The sequence below is a fragment of the Mycobacterium parascrofulaceum ATCC BAA-614 genome, assembly GCF_000164135.1.
GTDB lineage: Bacteria > Actinomycetota > Actinomycetes > Mycobacteriales > Mycobacteriaceae > Mycobacterium > Mycobacterium parascrofulaceum.
This window is the reverse complement of the sequence record NZ_GG770555.1, coordinates 478,766-495,680: the sequence shown is the minus strand read 5'-3', so window position 1 is coordinate 495,680 and position 16,915 is coordinate 478,766. Positions and strand designations below refer to the sequence as shown.

14 protein-coding genes and 2 riboswitches are annotated in these 16,915 nt (G+C 69.5%); of the genes, 1 reads left to right on the top strand and 13 read right to left on the bottom strand.

The annotated features are described in order from the left end of the window. Positions 1 to 17: 17 nt before the first annotated feature. The 12 genes from gcvP to HMPREF0591_RS17715 all read right to left on the bottom strand — a co-directional run bounded on the left by gcvP (position 18) and on the right by HMPREF0591_RS17715 (position 13,555). Positions 18 to 2,867, bottom strand: a complete 2,850-nt coding sequence (gcvP, locus tag HMPREF0591_RS17770) for an aminomethyl-transferring glycine dehydrogenase (RefSeq protein WP_007170015.1) — start codon at positions 2,865 to 2,867, stop codon at positions 18 to 20. A gap of 47 nt (positions 2,868 to 2,914) precedes the next feature. Further along, positions 2,915 to 3,039, bottom strand: a riboswitch (glycine riboswitch). A gap of 2 nt (positions 3,040 to 3,041) precedes the next feature. Then, a riboswitch (glycine riboswitch) is annotated at positions 3,042 to 3,139 on the bottom strand. A gap of 92 nt (positions 3,140 to 3,231) precedes the next feature. Next, positions 3,232 to 3,837 carry a MerR family transcriptional regulator gene (locus HMPREF0591_RS17765; protein WP_007170014.1) on the bottom strand — a complete coding sequence of 202 codons (606 nt, stop codon included), beginning with the start codon at positions 3,835 to 3,837 and terminating at the stop codon, positions 3,232 to 3,234. 301 nt (positions 3,838 to 4,138) lie between these two features. Continuing rightward, on the bottom strand, positions 4,139 to 4,633 hold the full coding sequence (locus HMPREF0591_RS17760) for a bifunctional nuclease family protein (protein ID WP_007170013.1): 495 nt from the start codon (positions 4,631 to 4,633) through the stop codon (positions 4,139 to 4,141). A gap of 104 nt (positions 4,634 to 4,737) precedes the next feature. Further along, positions 4,738 to 5,493 (bottom strand): transcriptional regulator FtsR, encoded by a 756-nt coding sequence (ftsR, locus tag HMPREF0591_RS17755; protein ID WP_007170012.1) that lies wholly within the window; start codon positions 5,491 to 5,493, stop codon positions 4,738 to 4,740. After that, positions 5,493 to 5,975 carry a glycogen accumulation regulator GarA gene (gene garA / locus HMPREF0591_RS17750; protein ID WP_007170011.1) on the bottom strand — a complete coding sequence of 161 codons (483 nt, stop codon included), beginning with the start codon at positions 5,973 to 5,975 and terminating at the stop codon, positions 5,493 to 5,495. Before garA ends, ftsR begins: the two co-directional genes overlap by 1 nt. Before the next feature lie 250 nt (positions 5,976 to 6,225). Continuing rightward, positions 6,226 to 6,624 (bottom strand): glycine cleavage system protein GcvH, encoded by a 399-nt coding sequence (gene gcvH / locus HMPREF0591_RS17745; RefSeq protein WP_007170010.1) that lies wholly within the window; start codon positions 6,622 to 6,624, stop codon positions 6,226 to 6,228. Positions 6,625 to 6,654: 30 nt separating this feature from the next. Next, positions 6,655 to 7,494, bottom strand: a complete 840-nt coding sequence (locus HMPREF0591_RS17740; protein WP_050790083.1) for a DUF881 domain-containing protein — start codon at positions 7,492 to 7,494, stop codon at positions 6,655 to 6,657. A gap of 26 nt (positions 7,495 to 7,520) precedes the next feature. Next, complete coding sequence (locus HMPREF0591_RS17735; RefSeq protein ID WP_007170008.1) at positions 7,521 to 7,853, bottom strand: small basic family protein; 333 nt, start codon at positions 7,851 to 7,853, stop codon at positions 7,521 to 7,523. A 22-nt stretch (positions 7,854 to 7,875) separates the two neighbouring features. Further along, positions 7,876 to 8,802 carry a DUF881 domain-containing protein gene (locus HMPREF0591_RS17730; protein WP_007170007.1) on the bottom strand — a complete coding sequence of 309 codons (927 nt, stop codon included), beginning with the start codon at positions 8,800 to 8,802 and terminating at the stop codon, positions 7,876 to 7,878. Next, positions 8,795 to 9,424 carry a CDP-alcohol phosphatidyltransferase family protein gene (locus HMPREF0591_RS17725; RefSeq protein WP_007170006.1) on the bottom strand — a complete coding sequence of 210 codons (630 nt, stop codon included), beginning with the start codon at positions 9,422 to 9,424 and terminating at the stop codon, positions 8,795 to 8,797. Before HMPREF0591_RS17725 ends, HMPREF0591_RS17730 begins: the two co-directional genes overlap by 8 nt. An 86-nt stretch (positions 9,425 to 9,510) precedes the next feature. Further along, entirely contained in the window at positions 9,511 to 11,835 is a 2,325-nt protein-coding gene (gene secA2 / locus HMPREF0591_RS17720; RefSeq protein ID WP_007170005.1) for an accessory Sec system translocase SecA2, read from the bottom strand. Between the two features lie 67 nt (positions 11,836 to 11,902). Then, positions 11,903 to 13,555, bottom strand: a complete 1,653-nt coding sequence (locus HMPREF0591_RS17715) for an acetolactate synthase (RefSeq protein ID WP_007170004.1) — start codon at positions 13,553 to 13,555, stop codon at positions 11,903 to 11,905. A gap of 93 nt (positions 13,556 to 13,648) precedes the next feature. On the opposite strand from HMPREF0591_RS17715, the gene bacA reads away from it, so the two are divergent. Further along, a complete protein-coding gene (gene bacA / locus HMPREF0591_RS17710) occupies positions 13,649 to 15,574 on the top strand; it encodes a vitamin B12 ABC transporter pemease/ATP-binding protein BacA (protein WP_007170003.1) in 1,926 nt (641 codons plus the stop codon). 5 nt (positions 15,575 to 15,579) lie between these two features. Here bacA and HMPREF0591_RS17705 read toward each other — a convergent pair. Beyond that, the coding region (locus HMPREF0591_RS17705; protein ID WP_007170002.1) for an FAD-binding protein at positions 15,580 to 16,915 on the bottom strand (1,336 nt) is incomplete at its 5' end.

Here is a 16,915-nt window from a genome sequence, read left to right as displayed (position 1 = left end):
CCGGCGGCTCTGCGCGCCTAGGCGAACGCCTCCACCGGCGGGCACGAGCAGACCAGGTGGCGGTCGCCGTAGGCGCCGTCGATGCGCCGCACCGGGGGCCACACCTTCGGCCGGAAGTTCTTGCCGAGCGGATAGGCGGCCTCTTCGCGGGTGTAGGGGTGCTGCCAATCGGCGACCAGCAGGCACTCGGCGGTGTGCGGGGCGCCCCGCAGCGGGTTGTCGTCCACCGGCCACTCCCCCGCGCCGACCCGGTCGATCTCCCCGCGGATGGCGATCATGGCTTCGCAGAAGGCGTCGACCTCGGTCAGGGTCTCACTCTCGGTGGGCTCGACCATCAGCGTGCCGGCCACCGGGAAGCTCATCGTCGGCGCGTGAAAACCGTAGTCCGCCAGGCGTTTTGCCACGTCGTCGACGGTCACCCCGGTCGACTTGGTGATCGGCCGCAGATCCAGGATGCACTCGTGGGCGACCATGCCGTTCTCCCCGGTGTAGAGCACCGGGAAGTACTCGTCGAGCCGGCGGGCGATGTAGTTGGCCGACGCGATCGCGGTCAGCGAGGCCGCCCGCAGGCCGTCAGCGCCCATCATCCTGATGTAGGCCCAGCTGATCGGCAGGATCGAGGCGGACCCGTAGGGCGCCGACGACACGGGATGGCCCTGCGGCAACTCGGGGGCGTGCGGGTGTCCCGGCAGGAACGGGGCCAAATGTGAACGCACCGCCACCGGCCCCACCCCGGGTCCCCCACCGCCGTGCGGGATGCAGAACGTCTTGTGCAGGTTCAGGTGGCTGACGTCGCCGCCGAACTTCCCCGGCCGCGCCAGGCCGACCAGCGCGTTGAGGTTGGCGCCGTCGACGTACACCTGGCCGCCGGCGTCGTGGACGGCCGCGCAGATCTCCGCGATGTCGTGCTCGTAGACGCCGTGGGTGGAGGGGTAGGTGATCATCAGCGCCGACAACTCGTCGCCGTGCTGGGCGACCTTGGCGCGCAGGTCGTCGAGGTCGACGTCGCCGTTCTCGTGGCAGCCCACCACCACCACCCGCATGCCGGCCAGCGCCGCCGACGCCGCGTTGGTGCCGTGCGCGCTGGACGGGATCAGGCAGATGTTGCGGTGCGGCTCGCCGCGGCTGGCGTGGTAGTCGTGGATGGCCAGCAGCCCGGCGTACTCGCCCTGCGAGCCGGCGTTGGGCTGCAGCGACACGGCGTCGTAACCGGTGATCTGCACCAGCCAGCTCTCCAGGTCGCTGATGAGCCGGCGCAGCCCGGGGGTGTCCGAGGCGGGCGCGAACGGGTGCTGGCGGGCGAACTCGGGCCAGGTGATCGGTTCCATCTCCGCGGCGGCGTTGAGCTTCATCGTGCACGAGCCGAGCGGAATCATGCTGCGGTCCAGGGCGACGTCTTTGTCCGCCAGGGTGCGCAGGTAGCGCATCATCGCCGTCTCGGTGCGGTACTGGGTGAAGGCGGGATGGGTGAGGAACTCCGAGGTCCGGGTCGCGATGTCCTGGATCTTGCTGGCGACTCGCTCCGCGCCTCGAGCCGCGCCGAAGGCGTCCAGCACCGCCGCCACGTGGGCGTCCGTGGTGGCCTCGTCGCACGCGACCGACACGTGGTCGGCGTCGACGCGCCACACGTTGACGCCGTTGGCCTTGGCCGCGGCGACCACCTCGTCGGCGCGGCCCGGGACTCGCGCCAGGACGGTGTCGAAGAAGGTGTCGTGCACCGGCGCCATGTCGGCCGCCGAGCTCAGCGCGGCGGCGATGGCTTCGGCGTGGGCGTGCACCCGGCGGGCGATCGCGGCCAGCCCGTCGGCGCCGTGGTAGCTGGCGTACATGGCGGCCATCACCGCCAGCAGCACCTGCGCGGTGCAGATGTTGCTGGTCGCCTTGTCGCGGCGGATGTGCTGCTCGCGGGTCTGCAGGGCCAGCCGGTAGGCGGGCGACCCGTCGGCGTCCATCGACACGCCGACCAGCCGGCCCGGCAGCTGGCGCGCATGCTTGGCGTGCACCGACAGGTAGCCGGCGTGCGGACCGCCGAATCCCATTGGCACACCGAATCGTTGGGTGGTGCCGAAGGCGACGTCGGCACCGATGTCGCCGGGCGGGGTGACGAGCGTGCACGCCAGCAGGTCGGCGCCGACGGCGACCAGCGCGCCGCGGTCGTGGGCCTGTTGCACCAGGGGCGCCCAGTCGGTGATCCGGCCGCTGGCCCCGGGCAGCTGGGTGATGACGCCGAAGAACTCGCCGTCGGGCAGGCCCTCCGAGAGGTCGGCCGTGACGATCTCGATGCCCAACGGCCGCGCCCGGGTGGTCAGCACGGCGGCGGTCTGGGCGAAGACGTCGGCGTCGACCGCGAGCCGGTTCGAGGTGCCCCGGGTGGCGCGGTGCATCAACGTCATGGCCTCGGCGGCCGCCGTGCCCTCGTCGAGCATCGAGGCGTTGGCGACTTCCAGCCCGGTCAGGTCGGCCACCATCGTCTGGAAATTCAGCAGCGCCTCCAGCCGGCCCTGGCTGATCTCGGGCTGATACGGCGTGTAGGCGGTGTACCAGGCCGGGTTCTCCAGCACGTTGCGCAGCAGCACCGGTGGGGTGAGCGTGTCGTAGTACCCCTGCCCGATCATCGAGACGGCCACCGTGTTGTCCTCGGCCATCGCCCGCAGCTCGGCCAGCGCCTCGCTCTCGGTGACGGCCGGGGGCAACCGGTCCAGCCCGGGCGCCACACCGCTGCCGGTCAGCTTGTCGAGGATGCCCGCCGGGACGGCCTTGGCGGCCAGTTGGTCGAGCGAGTCGACCCCGATGACGGCCAGCATGGCCGCGACGGCCTGGGCGTCCGGGCCGATGTGGCGGGCTGCGAAGGTTGCTTGGTCGGGCACTGGCGAGACTCCTGGGTGTGGCGTCGACAAGGGCGGAGGACTAGCGGTCCTCTCCCTCTGTCTTCACCCGTTCGCCGGGCGCCTGAGAGATTCGGCGCCCGCTGGTGTCCGGGTGCCTTTCCCCATCGGCGGGTGCTGACCCGCTTGAGCCGGCACCGCTTTCCAGAGGCATCGTTAACGCGCGCGGTCCGGGTGCCTGAGAGGTTAGCGGAGAGGTGTTGCTCCTTCGGCGCCCGTGACTGGCCGTCACGGATCTCTCCCGCACGAGTGCGATGCGTCAGCCAGTTTACCCGGCCGCGAGCGACCGTGTCGGTACAGGGACACGCCGCTACGGGCGCACGAAAGGGGACGCTCGCGGGTGCGCTCAGCCGATTTTGCGGGCCCGGTCCTTGCGGCGGGACGCCAGCTCGTCTTCCGGGGCGGCGATCGATTCGCCGCCGTCGGCCCGCTCGCCGGGGAAGTCGGCGATCACCCCGGTCAGCTCGCGCATGGCGCCCGACACGGCGATGCCGAACACGCCCTGCCCGCCCTGCAGCAGGTCGACGACCTCTTCGGCCGACGTGCACTCGTAGACCGTGGTGCCGTCGGAGAACAACGTGATGTTGGCCAGGTCCTGCACGCCGCGCTGGCGCAGGTGATCGACCGCGACCCTGATGTTGTGCAGCGAGATCCCGGTGTCCAGCAGGCGCTTGACGATCTTGAGAACCAGGATGTCCTTGAAGGAGTAGAGCCGCTGGCTGCCCGAGCCCGCCGCGCCGCGGATCGACGGCACCACCAACGAGGTGCGCGCCCAGTAGTCCAGCTGGCGGTAGGTGATGCCGGCGATCTGGCAGGCGCTCGGGCCGCGGTATCCGACCAGCTCGTCCGGCACGGAGTCGTCGGGAAACAGTCCCGGTTGTACCGGCGCTTGCGGCGCGGCGCTCGCGTGCTCAGCTAGGTCCAGCTGTTCTTGGCGTGGCTGCTCGCTCACGGTGCTTCCTCTCGCCGATCGCGCTTTCGTTTCCAGCTGCGTCACTGGCTGCGTCGCAGCCACGTTTGCTCAGGCCCGAGTGCTAGAGAGCTTACGCGCTTCGATAGCTACCGCGCCCTTAAGTCGTGATCAAAGTATGGCCGCCGCCGGGCTAAGTGAGGGCGCTATCCGCCAGGCGTGTCGACATCCCGGTGCTAGTTGAGACGCATCCGTGATGTCGGTGTCCAGGGTAGTACGCGAGCGCGGGCGGCGCGAAGCGCGCAGGACCGGGCCCCAAAGCGCCCCAAAGCGCCCAAAGCGCCTATGTGGCCTTGAAATCGTCGGGGGACACGCTGTCGAGAAATTCCTTGAACTTCTCCACCTCGTCCTCGCGGACGGCGGTGCCGCCCTCTTCGTCGCTCTCGTCGGGGATGAGCAGGCCGGCCTGGGCGAGCACGGCCTCCTCGACGTAGATCGGAACGCCGACGCGCAGCGCTATCGCCACCGAATCCGAGGGCCGCGCCGACACGGTGATGTTGCGGTCGAAGACCAGGTCGGCGTAGAACGTGCCCTCCTGCAGGTCGACGATCCGCACCTCCTTCAGCGAATGGCCAAGCGCGGCAATCACATCCCTGATCAGATCGTGCGTCAGCGGGCGGGGCGGCTCGACGCCCTGCTGCTCCAGCGCGATGGCGGCAGCCTCCGATTGACCGATCCAGATCGGCAGGTATCGGTCGCCGTCGGTCTCGCGTAGCAACAGCACCGGCTGGTTCTGCGGCTGCTCCACGCGAATGCCGACAACACGAACTTCACCCATTTGTGTCTGCCCTCCGCATATGCTGCCGTGTCGTTCTTGGCGCAACGACGACGCCGAATTTTCGCTGTGCCGCTGAAAACCAAGCTCTCGACGAAGTCTAGTCCTCAGCGATGCAGAACGTCGCGAACGGCGGATTTGATCAGCGACGTGTGCAGGGTGATGGCGAGCGCCGCCACTTCACGGGCCAGGTCGTCGGCGCGATCGCGGGCGCCGGCCTTGTCGGCTTTGACTACCGGCCCGGCGATTTGGGCGATCAGGTCCGATTGCCGGTCGGCCGCCGAGCGGAAGGCACGCAGATGACGCGGCTCCACACCGTATTCCGACAACGCCCGCGCGCACTGCAGGATGACGACGGCGTGTTCGTCGAAGAAACCGCCCCGTCCGGTGGTGATCACCCCGGCCTTGAGCAGCGCCGTCAACAGCGCGTCGTCCACCCCGGAGCGCTGCAGCAGGTCTTCGCGACTCAGCCGGATGCTCGAGGGCGCGACCGCGGCCGCGTCGGATCCGGAGCCGGGCTCGGCGGCGGACTCCCCGACCCCGGCCACCGACACGAGGCGCGGTGCGGCGTAGGGCGAACCGAACGGCGGCAGCTCGCCGTCGGGCTGGGCGTCCAGTTGCGCCCGGATGACCTTGAGCGGCAGGTAGTGATCGCGCTGCGCGGTCAGGATGAACCGCAACCGGGCGCAGTCGTACGCGGTGAATCTCCGATAGCCAGACGCGGCACGCTGCGGCGTCACCAGTCCCTCGGCCTCCAAGAAGCGGATCTTGGAAATCGTGACATCGGGAAAGTCCGGCCTCAACAGTTCCAGGACCGCCCCAATCGACATCCCGGCCAGCGCCGGGCTATCGGGTGCGCTCACTAGCCTCCGGATCCTCCGTCCTCACCCTGCTTGGGCCCGGTCAGAAACACCAAGCGGAACTTGCCGATCTGCACCTCGTCGCCGTTGGCGAGCACCGCCGAGTCGACGGGCTCCCGGTTGACGTAGGTGCCATTGAGGCTACCGACATCCACCACGTTGAATTCGTTGTTTTCCAACCTGAATTCGGCGTGGCGGCGGCTGACGGTGACGTCGTCGAGAAAGATGTCGCTGTCGGGATGCCGACCGGCGGAGGTGATGGGCTGGTCGAGCAGGAAGCGCGACCCGGCGTTGGGGCCCCGTTTGACGACCAGCAGCGCCGAGCCGGCCGGGAGCCCTTCGACCCCCGACACCGCGCTCTCGGTGCCCGCCTGCGCGGGAGCGTCCAGTTCGTTGAGGAAGTCGGCGCGGAAGACCGAGGTCGTCTCCACCGTGACTTCGTCAGAGGTCTGGTCTTTCCCCATATCGGAGTCCATGTCCGTCACGCGCTGCTCCTCACTGGCCGCTGTGGCGTTGTCTGACCGGGCCGCTCGGCCGGCTGCTCACTGGGTTTCTTCGCCCGGTACTGCCGTACTAAGACTGCTGCCTTCAGGTGTCGATGTGTCGACGGTACCGCGCATAGGTCGGCAATGTGCCCCCCACCCGATGATCGGAAGACCGATTGCCCGCCTGCCCCCGCCGGCCCGCCGCACCGCTCGCGCCGCCGCGCGGGGCTGGCAGGCACATTAGCAATCGTCATTCGGTCAGCGTTCCGCGGTAGGCCTCGGCGTCGAGCAGCGACGAAATTGCCGACTCGAGCGCGCTGACGTCCGAGACCCGGACATCCACCAGCCACCCGGCCCCGTACGGGTCGGAGTTGACCAGCTGCGGGCTGCCTTCCAGCTCGGCGTTGACCGCGGACACCGTGCCCGACAGCGGGGCGTACAGGTCGGACACCGATTTGGTCGACTCGACCTCGCCGAAGGATTGCCCACCGGTCAGTTCGGTGCCGACCTCGGGCAGTTGAACGAAGACCACGTCACCCAGCGCCGATTGCGCAAAGTCGGTGATCCCGACCCGCACGGTGTCCTCACCGCTGCGGCGAACCCATTCGTGTTCGGCGGTGTAGTGCAGATCGGGCGGGATATCGCTCACAAGCAGTCCTGTTCTCCTCGGGCGTATTGCTCACTTGACGGGCTGAGCGTATTGGTGCGGTTTTGGTTGCCGCAAGGCGGTGATGTCCACCCGGTCCGCCTGCCGGACCGACATCCGCGCGCCGACGCGCTTGATGCTGTCCTCGGCGCCGCCCGGAATGTTCATCGCGGCGGCCAGGGTGGGTGGATCCCCAATCGCCAGAATCGAATACGGGGGTGAGAGCGTCTTGGTGTCCATGGTCAACGAACCAGGCGTACCCACCACCCAGGTATCGACACCTACGCGCACGGACTGGTGGGCGTCGTTGACTTCGATCGCCTCGGCGCCGGCGGCGCGCAGCTCGTTGATCACGTCGAGCATCGCCTCGGGCGCGACCCCGGGCCCCGGATCGTCGATCGTGACGGTCACGCCCGGCCCGGTGGCGCCGACCGCCCCGGCCAAGATGGACAGCGCGGCGAGCCGGGCCTGAGCGGCCTGGATGGCGGCCTGGTCATTGTTGCCGGACGCCTGCAGCGAATTCAGCGTGTTCTGCAGTTCGCTCACTTCGGCGTTGAGGGTGGCCTCGCGCTGCCGCAGCGAATCCAGCAGCACCAGCAGGTCTGCGGGGCGCGCGGTTTCCAGCGAGTCACCCGACTCGTTCTGGCGGACCTGGGTGACGATGGCGATGCCCAGCAGCAGGCACAGCAGGGCCGCCAACAATCCGAAGGCCAGCCGGGAACGGCCGCCGCGGGCCAGGCCCGACAACCCGGTGCGGCGCACGGTCCCGATCTCCGGGCGCGGACGTCTGGCCGGCAGTTCGTGCCGCCCGTGCTGCGCACGGCCTTGTGGGTCACGGCTTTCCGTGGCGCCGTCCGCCGGATCCTGGCTCACGCTGGCCTCGTCCCCGTCATGGCGCGTCACGCCCCGAACAGCCTGCGGCGCAGCGCGGCGGCGTTGCCGAAGATGCGGATGCCCAACACCACGATGATCGCGGTGGACAACTGCGTGCCGACGCCCAATTGGTCACCGACGTAGACGATCAGGGCGGCCACGAAGACGTTGAACACGAAGGAGATCACGAAGACCTTCGGGTCGAAGATCCGTTCCAGGTAGGCGCGCAACCCCCCGAATACCGCGTCGAGCGCCGCGACCACCGCGATGGGCAGATACGGCTGCACGACCTCGGGCACCGCGGGGTGGAAAACCAGGCCGAGCACGATGCCGATCGCCAGCGCCGCGATGCCGATCATGCTCGGGCTTCCTTCCGCATTCTCACTGTGGCCCAATCTGTTTGGCGAACTTGATATCCCGGATCGATCCGGCCGGCAGGGTCAGCCCGTCGGCGGCGTCGACGGTGACGACGACACCGTAGGAGACCTCGAGCAGCCTAAGGCGCTGCCGGCCGGCGCTCTGGTCGAAGACGTCGCGCATCGCGCGCGGCGGCCCGACCGCCAGGATGGTGTACGGGCTGCTGGTGGGATTGTTGTCCACCAGGATCGCCCCGCCGGCCTGCCGGATGGTCGCGTCGGGACCGATGCGGACACCGCCGACGGAGATCGCCTCGGCGCCGCTGGCCCACAGCGAGTTGACCACCAGCTGCAGATCCCGGTCCAGGATGATCTGCCTGCTGCCGCCGACCCGCTGCTTGGACACGTCGGAAAGATTCGGGCTGGCACCCGGATCGGTCACGGTCACCTTCAGGCCGGGGCCGATGACCGCCGTGCTCGCCGCCGCCAGGCCCAGGGCGTCGAGGCGTGACAACAGCCGCTGCCCCTCGGCGTCGTCGGCCAGCGCGCGGCGCTGAACGGCGTCGACTTGCGACGACAGCTCGCTGCGCCGCTGGGCGAGCGAGGTCGCGGTGTTCTCCGTCGAGCGCACGTTGCCCAGGAGCAGCTGCTGCGCGGAGCGCACGCCGGGGGCTACCGAGCGGGCCTGCGCGACGGCGGCGGCGAAGACGGTGGCGATCAGCAGCGCCGCCAGCGCCTGCCAAACCCAGCGGAGGGCGCGGCCCCGTCCGGTCGCCGGAAGGGCGGCGTCGCCGCGTTTTTCGGCCGCCGCGGCGTAGCCGGGATCCAGGTGCTCGGAAAGCAGGGCGCGCAGCAGCGACGGCACCGGGATCAGCGTCGGCCGCGCCGCCACGTGGGCGCTGCGGCCGGCGTTGGGATCGTAGCCGCCGAGCAGGCGGTCGGCGTCAGCCATGCTCGACCGCCTTCGGCGCGGCGGGCGGGCGCGTGCCGTGTCTGAGCCGGGGCATCCGGCGCACCACCAGAGTCATCTGCACCACGTAGAGCACGAACGCCCACAGGTAGGCGTACATGCCCCAGATCAGGAACGCCCACCCGCAGGCGCCGACGACCCGGCTCCACAGGGCGTCCCAGGTGCCCAGCAGCACCAGCGGAAAGCCGGACATCAACGCGAAGGTGGCGGCCTTGCCGATGTAGGTGACCGGCAGCGCGGACAGGCCGCGGCTCCACAGCACCGGCAGCGTCGCCGCCAGCAGCCCGTCGCGCGCCAGCAGGACGGCGACGAACCACCACGGCACGATCCCGCTCAGCGCCATCACCACCGGAACGCCGACCATGTAGAGGCGGTCGACCGCCGGGTCGAGCAGAACGCCCAGGCGCGAGGACTGGTTGAGCAGCCGGGCGATCTTGCCGTCGGCCCAGTCGGACGCGCCGCTGAACATCAAGATCCCGACCGCCCACCCGTTGGCGTGAGCGCCCAGCAGCGCGTAGGCGAACACCGCGATGAGCACCAGGCGGATGACGCTCAGCGCGTTGGGCACCGTCAGCACCCGGTTGGGCGGAAGCGCCGGCTCCATAAGCCGTGAGACTAGTCGAACGCCGAGTGGGCGGCTGGCCGCACACTCGTGTGCCGGTGTGCGGCTGGCCGCGAATTCGCGGACGCTTAGCGGAAGACCCCGGGCAGGCTCAGCGTGGACAGCGTGTCGTCCGACAGCGGGTTGTCGTTGACCATGTAGGTCCACGTGGAGGTCGGCCGCGCCAGCTTGGACAGGTCCAGGCCCTGTTCCTCTTCGAGGACGTTGGCCGTCTCGAACGTCTGCTGCGCCGCCTCGATCGCGTCGGCGGCCAGCGACGCGAACGCGTCGACCGCCAGCCGGTGAAACTCGTCCAGCGGGTTCTGCCGGCCCAGCGCCCGCAGGTGGATGCTTTCGCGGATGTCGGCGAGGTAGGCCAGGTGATCGGCCCAGCCGCGGTCGAGGTGATAGAGCATGATCTGCCGGCAGATCTTCTCCAGGCGATCCTCGGGGATCTCCTTGGCCAGCTCCTTGTACCGCTTGGGCGCCAGGTCGGCGAGCTCTTCGCGCGCGGTTGCCGTGCGCAGCAACGTGTTTCGTCGATCGACGATGATGGCGCGCTGCTGGGCGATCAATTGGTTGTAGCGCCAGGTATTGGCGTGCACGTCCAGCATCCGGCCCTCGGCGACACGCTGGGCGTGGTCGAGCAGACCGGCAGCCTTGGGGCTGACGATCCGGCCGTCCTCGTCGGTCTCCATGGGCAGTTTGTTGTGGTCGAGGTTGGCCGCCACCACGTCGTCTTCCCAACTCGAGAAGAACACCGACGAGCCGGGGTCGCCCTGGCGTCCGGCGCGCCCGCGCAGCTGGTTGTCCAGCCGCTCGGTGTGATGCCGGCCGGTGCCGACCACGTGCAGGCCGCCGAGCTCGGCGACCCTGTCGTGGTCGGTCTCGTCGGAGCCGCCGAGCCGGATGTCGGTGCCCCGCCCCGCCATCTGCGTCGACACGGTGACCACCCCGAACTTGCCGGCCTCCGCGATGACCTCCGCCTCCTCGGCGTCGTTCTTCGCGTTGAGCACCACCGCGGGCACGCCGCGGCGCAGCAGCCGCTCGTGCAGCTCCTCGGACTCGGCCACGTCGCGGGTCCCGACCAGCACCGGCTGCCCGGTTTCGTGGACCTCGGCGATGTGCGCGACGATCGCGTCGTTCTTGGCGGCCGCGGTGATGTAGACCCGGTCGGACTCGTCCTCGCGAATGTTGGGCTCGTTCGGCGGGATTGGGGACACACCGAGCTGGTAGAACTGGCGCAGCTGCTCGCCGGCGGCCAGCGCGGTGCCGGTCATGCCGCACACGGTGGCGTAGCGGTTGATCAGCGCCTGCACCGTGATGGTGTCGAGCACTTCCCCCGTTTCGGTGGTCTCGATGCCCTCCTTCGCCTCGACGGCGGCCTGCAGGCCGTCCGGCCAGCGCTGCAGTTGCGCGATGCGCCCTCGGGCGGAGTTGATCAGGTGCACCGCGTCGTCGCGGACGATGTAGTGCACGTCGCGTTGCAACAGCACGTGGGCGTGCAGCGCCACGTTCACCTCGGTCAGCGTGGTGCCGACGTGCTCCTCGGAGTAGAGGTCGATACCCCCGAGCGCCTTCTCCACCTTGCGCGCCCCGGCGTCGGTGAGATGCACGTTGCGGCTGTCGGAGTCGGTCTCGAAATCGGAGCCCGGGTCCAGCGTCCCGACCAGCCTGATGATTTCCAGGCGCGGCGTTTCCCGGTGCGTGGTGCCGGCCAGCACCAGCGGCACCAGCGCCTCGTCGACCAGCACCGAGTCGGCCTCGTCGATCAGGGCGACGTCGGGGTTGGGTGACACCAGGTCGTCGACGTCGGTGACGAGCTGATCGCGCAGCACGTCGAAGCCGATCTCGTTGACCGAGGCATAGGTGACGTCGCAGCCGTAGGCGTCGCGGCGCTCCTCGCTCGTCGACTCGGCGGTGATCCAGCCGACCGTCAGGCCCATCGCCTCGATGAGCGGGCCCATCCACTCCGCGTCCCGGCGGGCCAGGTAGTCGTTGATGGTCACCACGTGCACGTGCCGGCCGGCCAGGGCATATCCGGCCGCGGCGATCGCCCCGGACAGCGTCTTGCCCTCACCGGTGGCCATCTCGATGACGTCGCCGGCCAGCATCCGCAGCGCGCCCAGCAGCTGCACGTCGAACGGGCGCAGCCCGGTCGCCCGGTCGGCCGCCTCCCGGGCGATCGCGAGGAACTGCGGGATGTCCTCCGACTCCGCGAGGTCCTCGAGGTTGAGCAGCCCGGCGGCCTTGCGCAGCTGCGCGTCGGTGAGGCCGGCGGCTTCCTCGTCGTATTCGGACGAGTCGGTGACCTGGGACAGGGATCGGCTGCGGTTCTTCTCGGTGCTGGCTCCGAGCAGCCGCCAAAACCGGCTGCTCAAGCGGCCGGGCTGCGCGCGGGTGGTCTTTGGCACAGGTCAACGGTACGCGAGCCGACGAGCGCGGCCGCACAACCGCGCGCCCTCGCGGCCGGCCCGGCCGTCACGCCAGATTGGACCGGCGGGGATAGGCGACGGCGGGGTCGGTGAGGACGTTGACGACGGCGGGCAGGCCGCTGGCGAAGGCGCGTTCCAGCGCGGGCCGCAGCTCGGCCGGTGCCGAGACCAGCTCGCCGTGGCCGCCGAGCGCGCGGACCACCTCGTCGTAACGGGTGCCCGGGCGCAGCTCCGCCACCACCGAATAGCCGTACAGCGCCTCCATGGGGTGCTTCTCGAGACCCCAGATGCCGTTGTTGCCGATCACCGAGGCGACGGGCACGTTGTGCCGGACCAGGGTGTCCCATTCCATGCCGCTGAAGCCGAACGCCCCGTCACCCTGCAGGAGGACCACCTGGCGGTCCGGCCGGGCCAGCTTGGCGGCCAGCGCGTAGCCGGGGCCCGAGCCCAGGCAGCCGAAGGGGCCGCTGTCCAGCCAGCAGCCCGGCTGGTAGCTGTCGATCACCCGTCCGGCGTAGGAGCCGAAGTCCCCGGCGTCGATGACGACGATGGCGTCGCGGTCCAGCATCGGCGCCAGCTCCGCGTACACCCGCATCGGGTGCAGCGGGACGCGGTCGTCGGCGAGGTCGGCCTTCTCCTTGCCGCGCGCCGCGGTCTCGGCCGTCCGCAGCTCCTCGATCCAGTCCCGGTGGTCCGCCCCATCCCCGGCGGCCAGCGCCGCCAGGATCGACAACAGGTCGCCGTAGAGCTCGGCGTCCACCGGCCGCGGATGTTTGCGCTCCGGTTCGGCCCGGTCGACCACGATGAGCCGGGTTTGGGGTCCGAACACCGCGCCGAAGCCGAGCCGGAAATCCATCGGCACCCCGAGGATCAACGCAACGTCGGCCTCGCCCAACGCTTTTCCCCGCGCCCGGGAGAACGCCAACGGGTGATCGGCGGGCACCGCGCCGCGGGCCATTCCGTTCATCAGCACCGGGATCTGGCGTTCCTCGGCGAGGCGGAGCAGCGCCGCCTCCCCCCGTCCCCACCACACGTTGGTGCCCGCCATGATCACCGGGCGCTTCGCCCCGGACAGCAGGCTCGCGGCCCGGCCCAGCGCCTGGCCGTCCAGGTCGTCGGCGCCCGGCCCGGGCGGCAGGTCGGTGAGGGCACCGGGGCGGCCGTGATCCTCGGACACGGAGAAGACATGGTCCATCGGGAAGTCGACGAAGCCGACGCCCGACGGGGCACCGACCGCCGCCCGCAGCGCCTCGTCGACGAGCCGGCCGGCGTCCCCGGCCGATTGCGCCGTGGCGGCGAAGCGGGCCAGCGGCGCCACGAACGGCACGTGGTCGATCTCCTGCAGCGAGCCCATGCCCCACCGCCCCGCGGGCGCCCGCCCGCCCAGCACCACCAGGGGCGATTGGTTCTGCTGCGCGGCCGCCATCGCGCTCATCCCGTTGGTGACACCCGGTCCTGCGGTGAGCGCGGCGACGCCGGGCACCCTCGTGACCTTCGACCACCCCTCGGCCGCGAAGGTCGCGGTCTGCTCGTGGCGGGTGTCGATCAGCCGGATCCCCTCCTCGCGGCAGCCGTCGTAGACGGAGAACAGGTGGCCGCCGGACAGCGTGAAGACGGTGTCGACACCGCTGGCCCGCAGGCGCCGCGCGACGAGCCGGCCGGCGTGCAATGTTTGGGTGGGGATGGCGTCGGTGCTCATAACCGCAGCCTATCCAGATCCTTCCGGTACCTTCGCCGGAGGATTTGAAGTTCCCGCAGAGTCCAAAATCTCGACCACGAGGAGACAGCGACCATGGGCCCAAAGCCGTTCAAGCCCTCGATCAACTGGCCGGCGGCGGCCGTGGATTCCTTGCGGTGGGTCGCCATAGCGTGGCTCATCAGCGCCGTCTGCCTGTTCATCGCGCTGGTGCTGTTCCGGTATCTCACGCCGTGGGGCCGGCAGTTCTGGCGGATCACCCGCGGATACTTCGTCGGCGCGCACAGCGTCCGCGTGTGGCTGATGCTCGGCGTGCTGCTGTTCTCGGTGCTGCTCTCGGTGCGGCTGATGGTGTTGCTCAGCTACCAGGGCAACGACCTCTATACGGCGGTCCAGAAGGCGGTGCAGGGCGTGGCCGCCGACGACGACGTGGTCAAACAGTCCGGGGTGCACGGCTTTTGGATGTCGATCGCGATCTTCAGCGTGCTGGCCACCCTGTACGTCATCCGGTTCATGATCGACATCTATCTGACGCAGCGGTTCATCATCGCCTGGCGCATGTGGCTGACCGCCCATCTCACCGACGACTGGCTCGACGGCCGGGCCTATTACCGGGACCTGTTCATCGACCACACCATCGACAACCCCGACCAGCGCATCCAGCAGGACATCGACATCTTCACCGCGAATGCGGGTGGCACCCCGAACATTCCGTCGAACGGGACCGGCAGCACCCTGCTGTTCGGGGCGGTCAACGCGGTGGCCTCGGTGATCTCGTTCGCGGCGATCCTGTGGAACCTGTCCGGCAACCTGAACGTGTTGGGCGTCGAGATCCCGCGCGCCATGTTCTGGACCGTCCTGGTCTACGTGGTGGTCGCCACGCTGGTCGCGATCTGGCTGGGCCACCCGCTGATCTGGCTCAGCTTCAACAACGAAAAGCTCAATGCCGCATTCCGTTACGCGCTGGTGCGGTTGCGCGACGCCGCCGAGGCCGTGGGCTTCTACCGCGGTGAGCGCGTCGAGCGGGGGCAGCTGTGGCGGCGCTTCACCCCGATCATCGACAACTACCGCAAGTTCGTGCGCCGGACCATCATCTTCAACGGCTGGAACTGGTCGGTGTCGCAGGCGATCGTCCCGCTGCCGTGGGTGATCCAGGCGCCGCGCCTGTTCGCCGGTCAGATCGACTTCGGCGATGTCGGCCAGAGCGCGACCGCCTTTGGCAACATTCACGATTCGTTGTCGTTCTTCCGCAACAACTACGACGCGTTCGCGGCCTTCCGGGCGGCCATCATCCGGTTGCACGGCCTCGTCGACGCCAACGCCCAGGGCCGCGCCCTGCCGACCATGCTGGTCAAGCCGAGCGAAGAGACGGCCGTCGAGCTGCGCGACGTCGAGGTGCGCACACCGGCCGGCGACCGGCTGATCGACCCGCTCGATGTGCAGCTCGACGAGGGCGATTCGCTGGTGATCACCGGGCGTTCCGGCGCCGGCAAGACCACGCTGCTGCGCAGCCTGGCCGAGTTGTGGCCGTACGCCTCCGGGACCCTGTGCCGTCCCGAGGGCGACAACGCGACGATGTTCCTGTCGCAGTTGCCGTACGTCCCACTGGGCAGCCTGCGCACCGTGGTGTGCTACCCGAACTCGCCGGAGGACGTCTCCGACGAGGAGCTGCGCGAGGTGCTCACCAAAGTCGCCCTGGCGCCGTTGCTGCACCGGCTCGACGAAGAGCGGGACTGGGCCAAGGTGCTTTCCCCGGGCGAGCAGCAGCGGGTGGCCTTCGCGCGGATCCTGCTCACCAAACCCAAGGCGGTCTTCCTCGACGAGGCCACCTCGGCGCTGGACGAGGGGCTGGAATTTGCGCTCTACCAACTGGTGCGGACCGAACTGCCGGATTGCGTGGTGGTCAGCGTCAGCCACCGGCCCACGGTCGAGCAGCACCACGAACAGGAGCTGCAGCTGCTCGGCGGCGGGCCGTGGCGGCTGGGTCCCGTGGAGGAGAAGAAGGAGCCCGCGCGCGTCTGACGCGCCTACGCTTCCCCGGCCCTGCGGGCCGCGTGCGCTCCGGCGCGGCGCCCGAAGAACGAGCCCTCCCCCAGCTGCGTGCCGCTGGCGTAGCCCTTGCCGTCCTGGGCGATGTTGGACGCGCAGGCCCCGGCCGCATACAGGCCGGCCACCACGGTGCCGTCCGCCCGCAGCACCTCGCCGTCCACGGACGTGGACAGCCCACCGATGGTGAAACCGGCATACATCGCCTTGCCCAGCGACATGTCGAACGCGCCCCAAGGGCCTTGGTCCTGTGCGGCAAGGAATTCGGGCTGCTTGTGAAAGTCTGGGTCCTCACCGCGGGCGGCGTTGGCGTTGTAACGGTCCAGCGTCGCCACCAGGTTGCCCTCCGGAATACCGAGCGCGGCTTCCATTTCCGGGACGGTCTCCCAGCCGTCGATCAACGGGACCAGCGGCATCTTGGGGTGTTCCAGGTGCGCCTCGTCGACGATGAGGAACGCCGCGCTGTCCGGCTGGTCCATGATGAATCCGGAAGTCCTGGAATGGTAGGAATCCTCGGCAACGAAGCGCTGCCCGAGCTTGTTCACGATGATTCCCGTCAACAGGATCGACGGCGGGTACGGCGGAGCCGTGATGAAGATCTGGTCCATGTGTTCGGTTGCGCCGCCGGCCGACACGCCCATCCGGATGCCCAGCCCGTCGTCGTAGGTGTTGCCCAGCACGAACGGCTTCTCGGCCAGCTTCGGCGTGTAGGTGGCGACCATCTCCGGGTTCATCACGAATCCGCCCGCCGCGATGATCACCGACTTCGCTTTGATCGCACCGGTTTCGGAGAAGTGCTTCCACGTCACGCCGGTCACCGAGCCCGAGCTGTCCACGACGAGTTCGGTGGCGCCGGTCTCGTACCGGATCTGAACGCCCAGGCTGGCCGCGCGCTTCAGCAGCAGGTCGATCACCATGCTGGCGCCGCCGGTGTCGCCGGGCACGGGCACCTTGTGGCCGCGCGGCGCCGGCACCGCCTTCTCCAGGAAGGGCCACACCTTCTCGTTACCCGTGAACATCAGGCCCTCGGTGTTGGGCTGGATCACCGCCTTGCCCGGGAAGTAGCTGCGCTCGAATTGGAAACCCAGGTCCTCCAGCCAGTCGAAGTGCTCGACGCTGCCCTCGCAGTACGCGCGAATCTTGTCGTGGTCCGGCTGGCGGGACACCGCGACCAGGTACTTGTACATCTCCTCGGGCGAGTCGGGGTGTCCGGTCGCCTCCTGGACCGCCGTCCCCCCACCGAGGTAGAAGTGGCCCCCGGCGAGCGAGGTGGTGCCGCCCGCCGCCGCGGCGCGCTCCAGCACCAGCACCCGCGCC

What these genes read in the sequence shown, in the direction of transcription:
- HMPREF0591_RS17735 (WP_007170008.1), bottom strand. Translation starts at nt 7,853, where the DNA reads ATGATCGGCATCGCGGCGCTGGCGATCGGCATCGTGCTCGGCCTGGTT.
- HMPREF0591_RS17715 (WP_007170004.1), bottom strand. Translation starts at nt 13,555, where the DNA reads ATGAGCACCGACGCCATCCCCACCCAAACATTGCACGCCGGCCGGCTC.
- HMPREF0591_RS17730 (WP_007170007.1), bottom strand. Translation starts at nt 8,802, where the DNA reads ATGGCTGACGCCGACCGCCTGCTCGGCGGCTACGATCCCAACGCCGGC.
- HMPREF0591_RS17725 (WP_007170006.1), bottom strand. Translation starts at nt 9,424, where the DNA reads ATGGAGCCGGCGCTTCCGCCCAACCGGGTGCTGACGGTGCCCAACGCG.
- HMPREF0591_RS17760 (WP_007170013.1), bottom strand. Translation starts at nt 4,633, where the DNA reads ATGGGTGAAGTTCGTGTTGTCGGCATTCGCGTGGAGCAGCCGCAGAAC.
- bacA (WP_007170003.1), top strand. Translation starts at nt 13,649, where the DNA reads ATGGGCCCAAAGCCGTTCAAGCCCTCGATCAACTGGCCGGCGGCGGCC.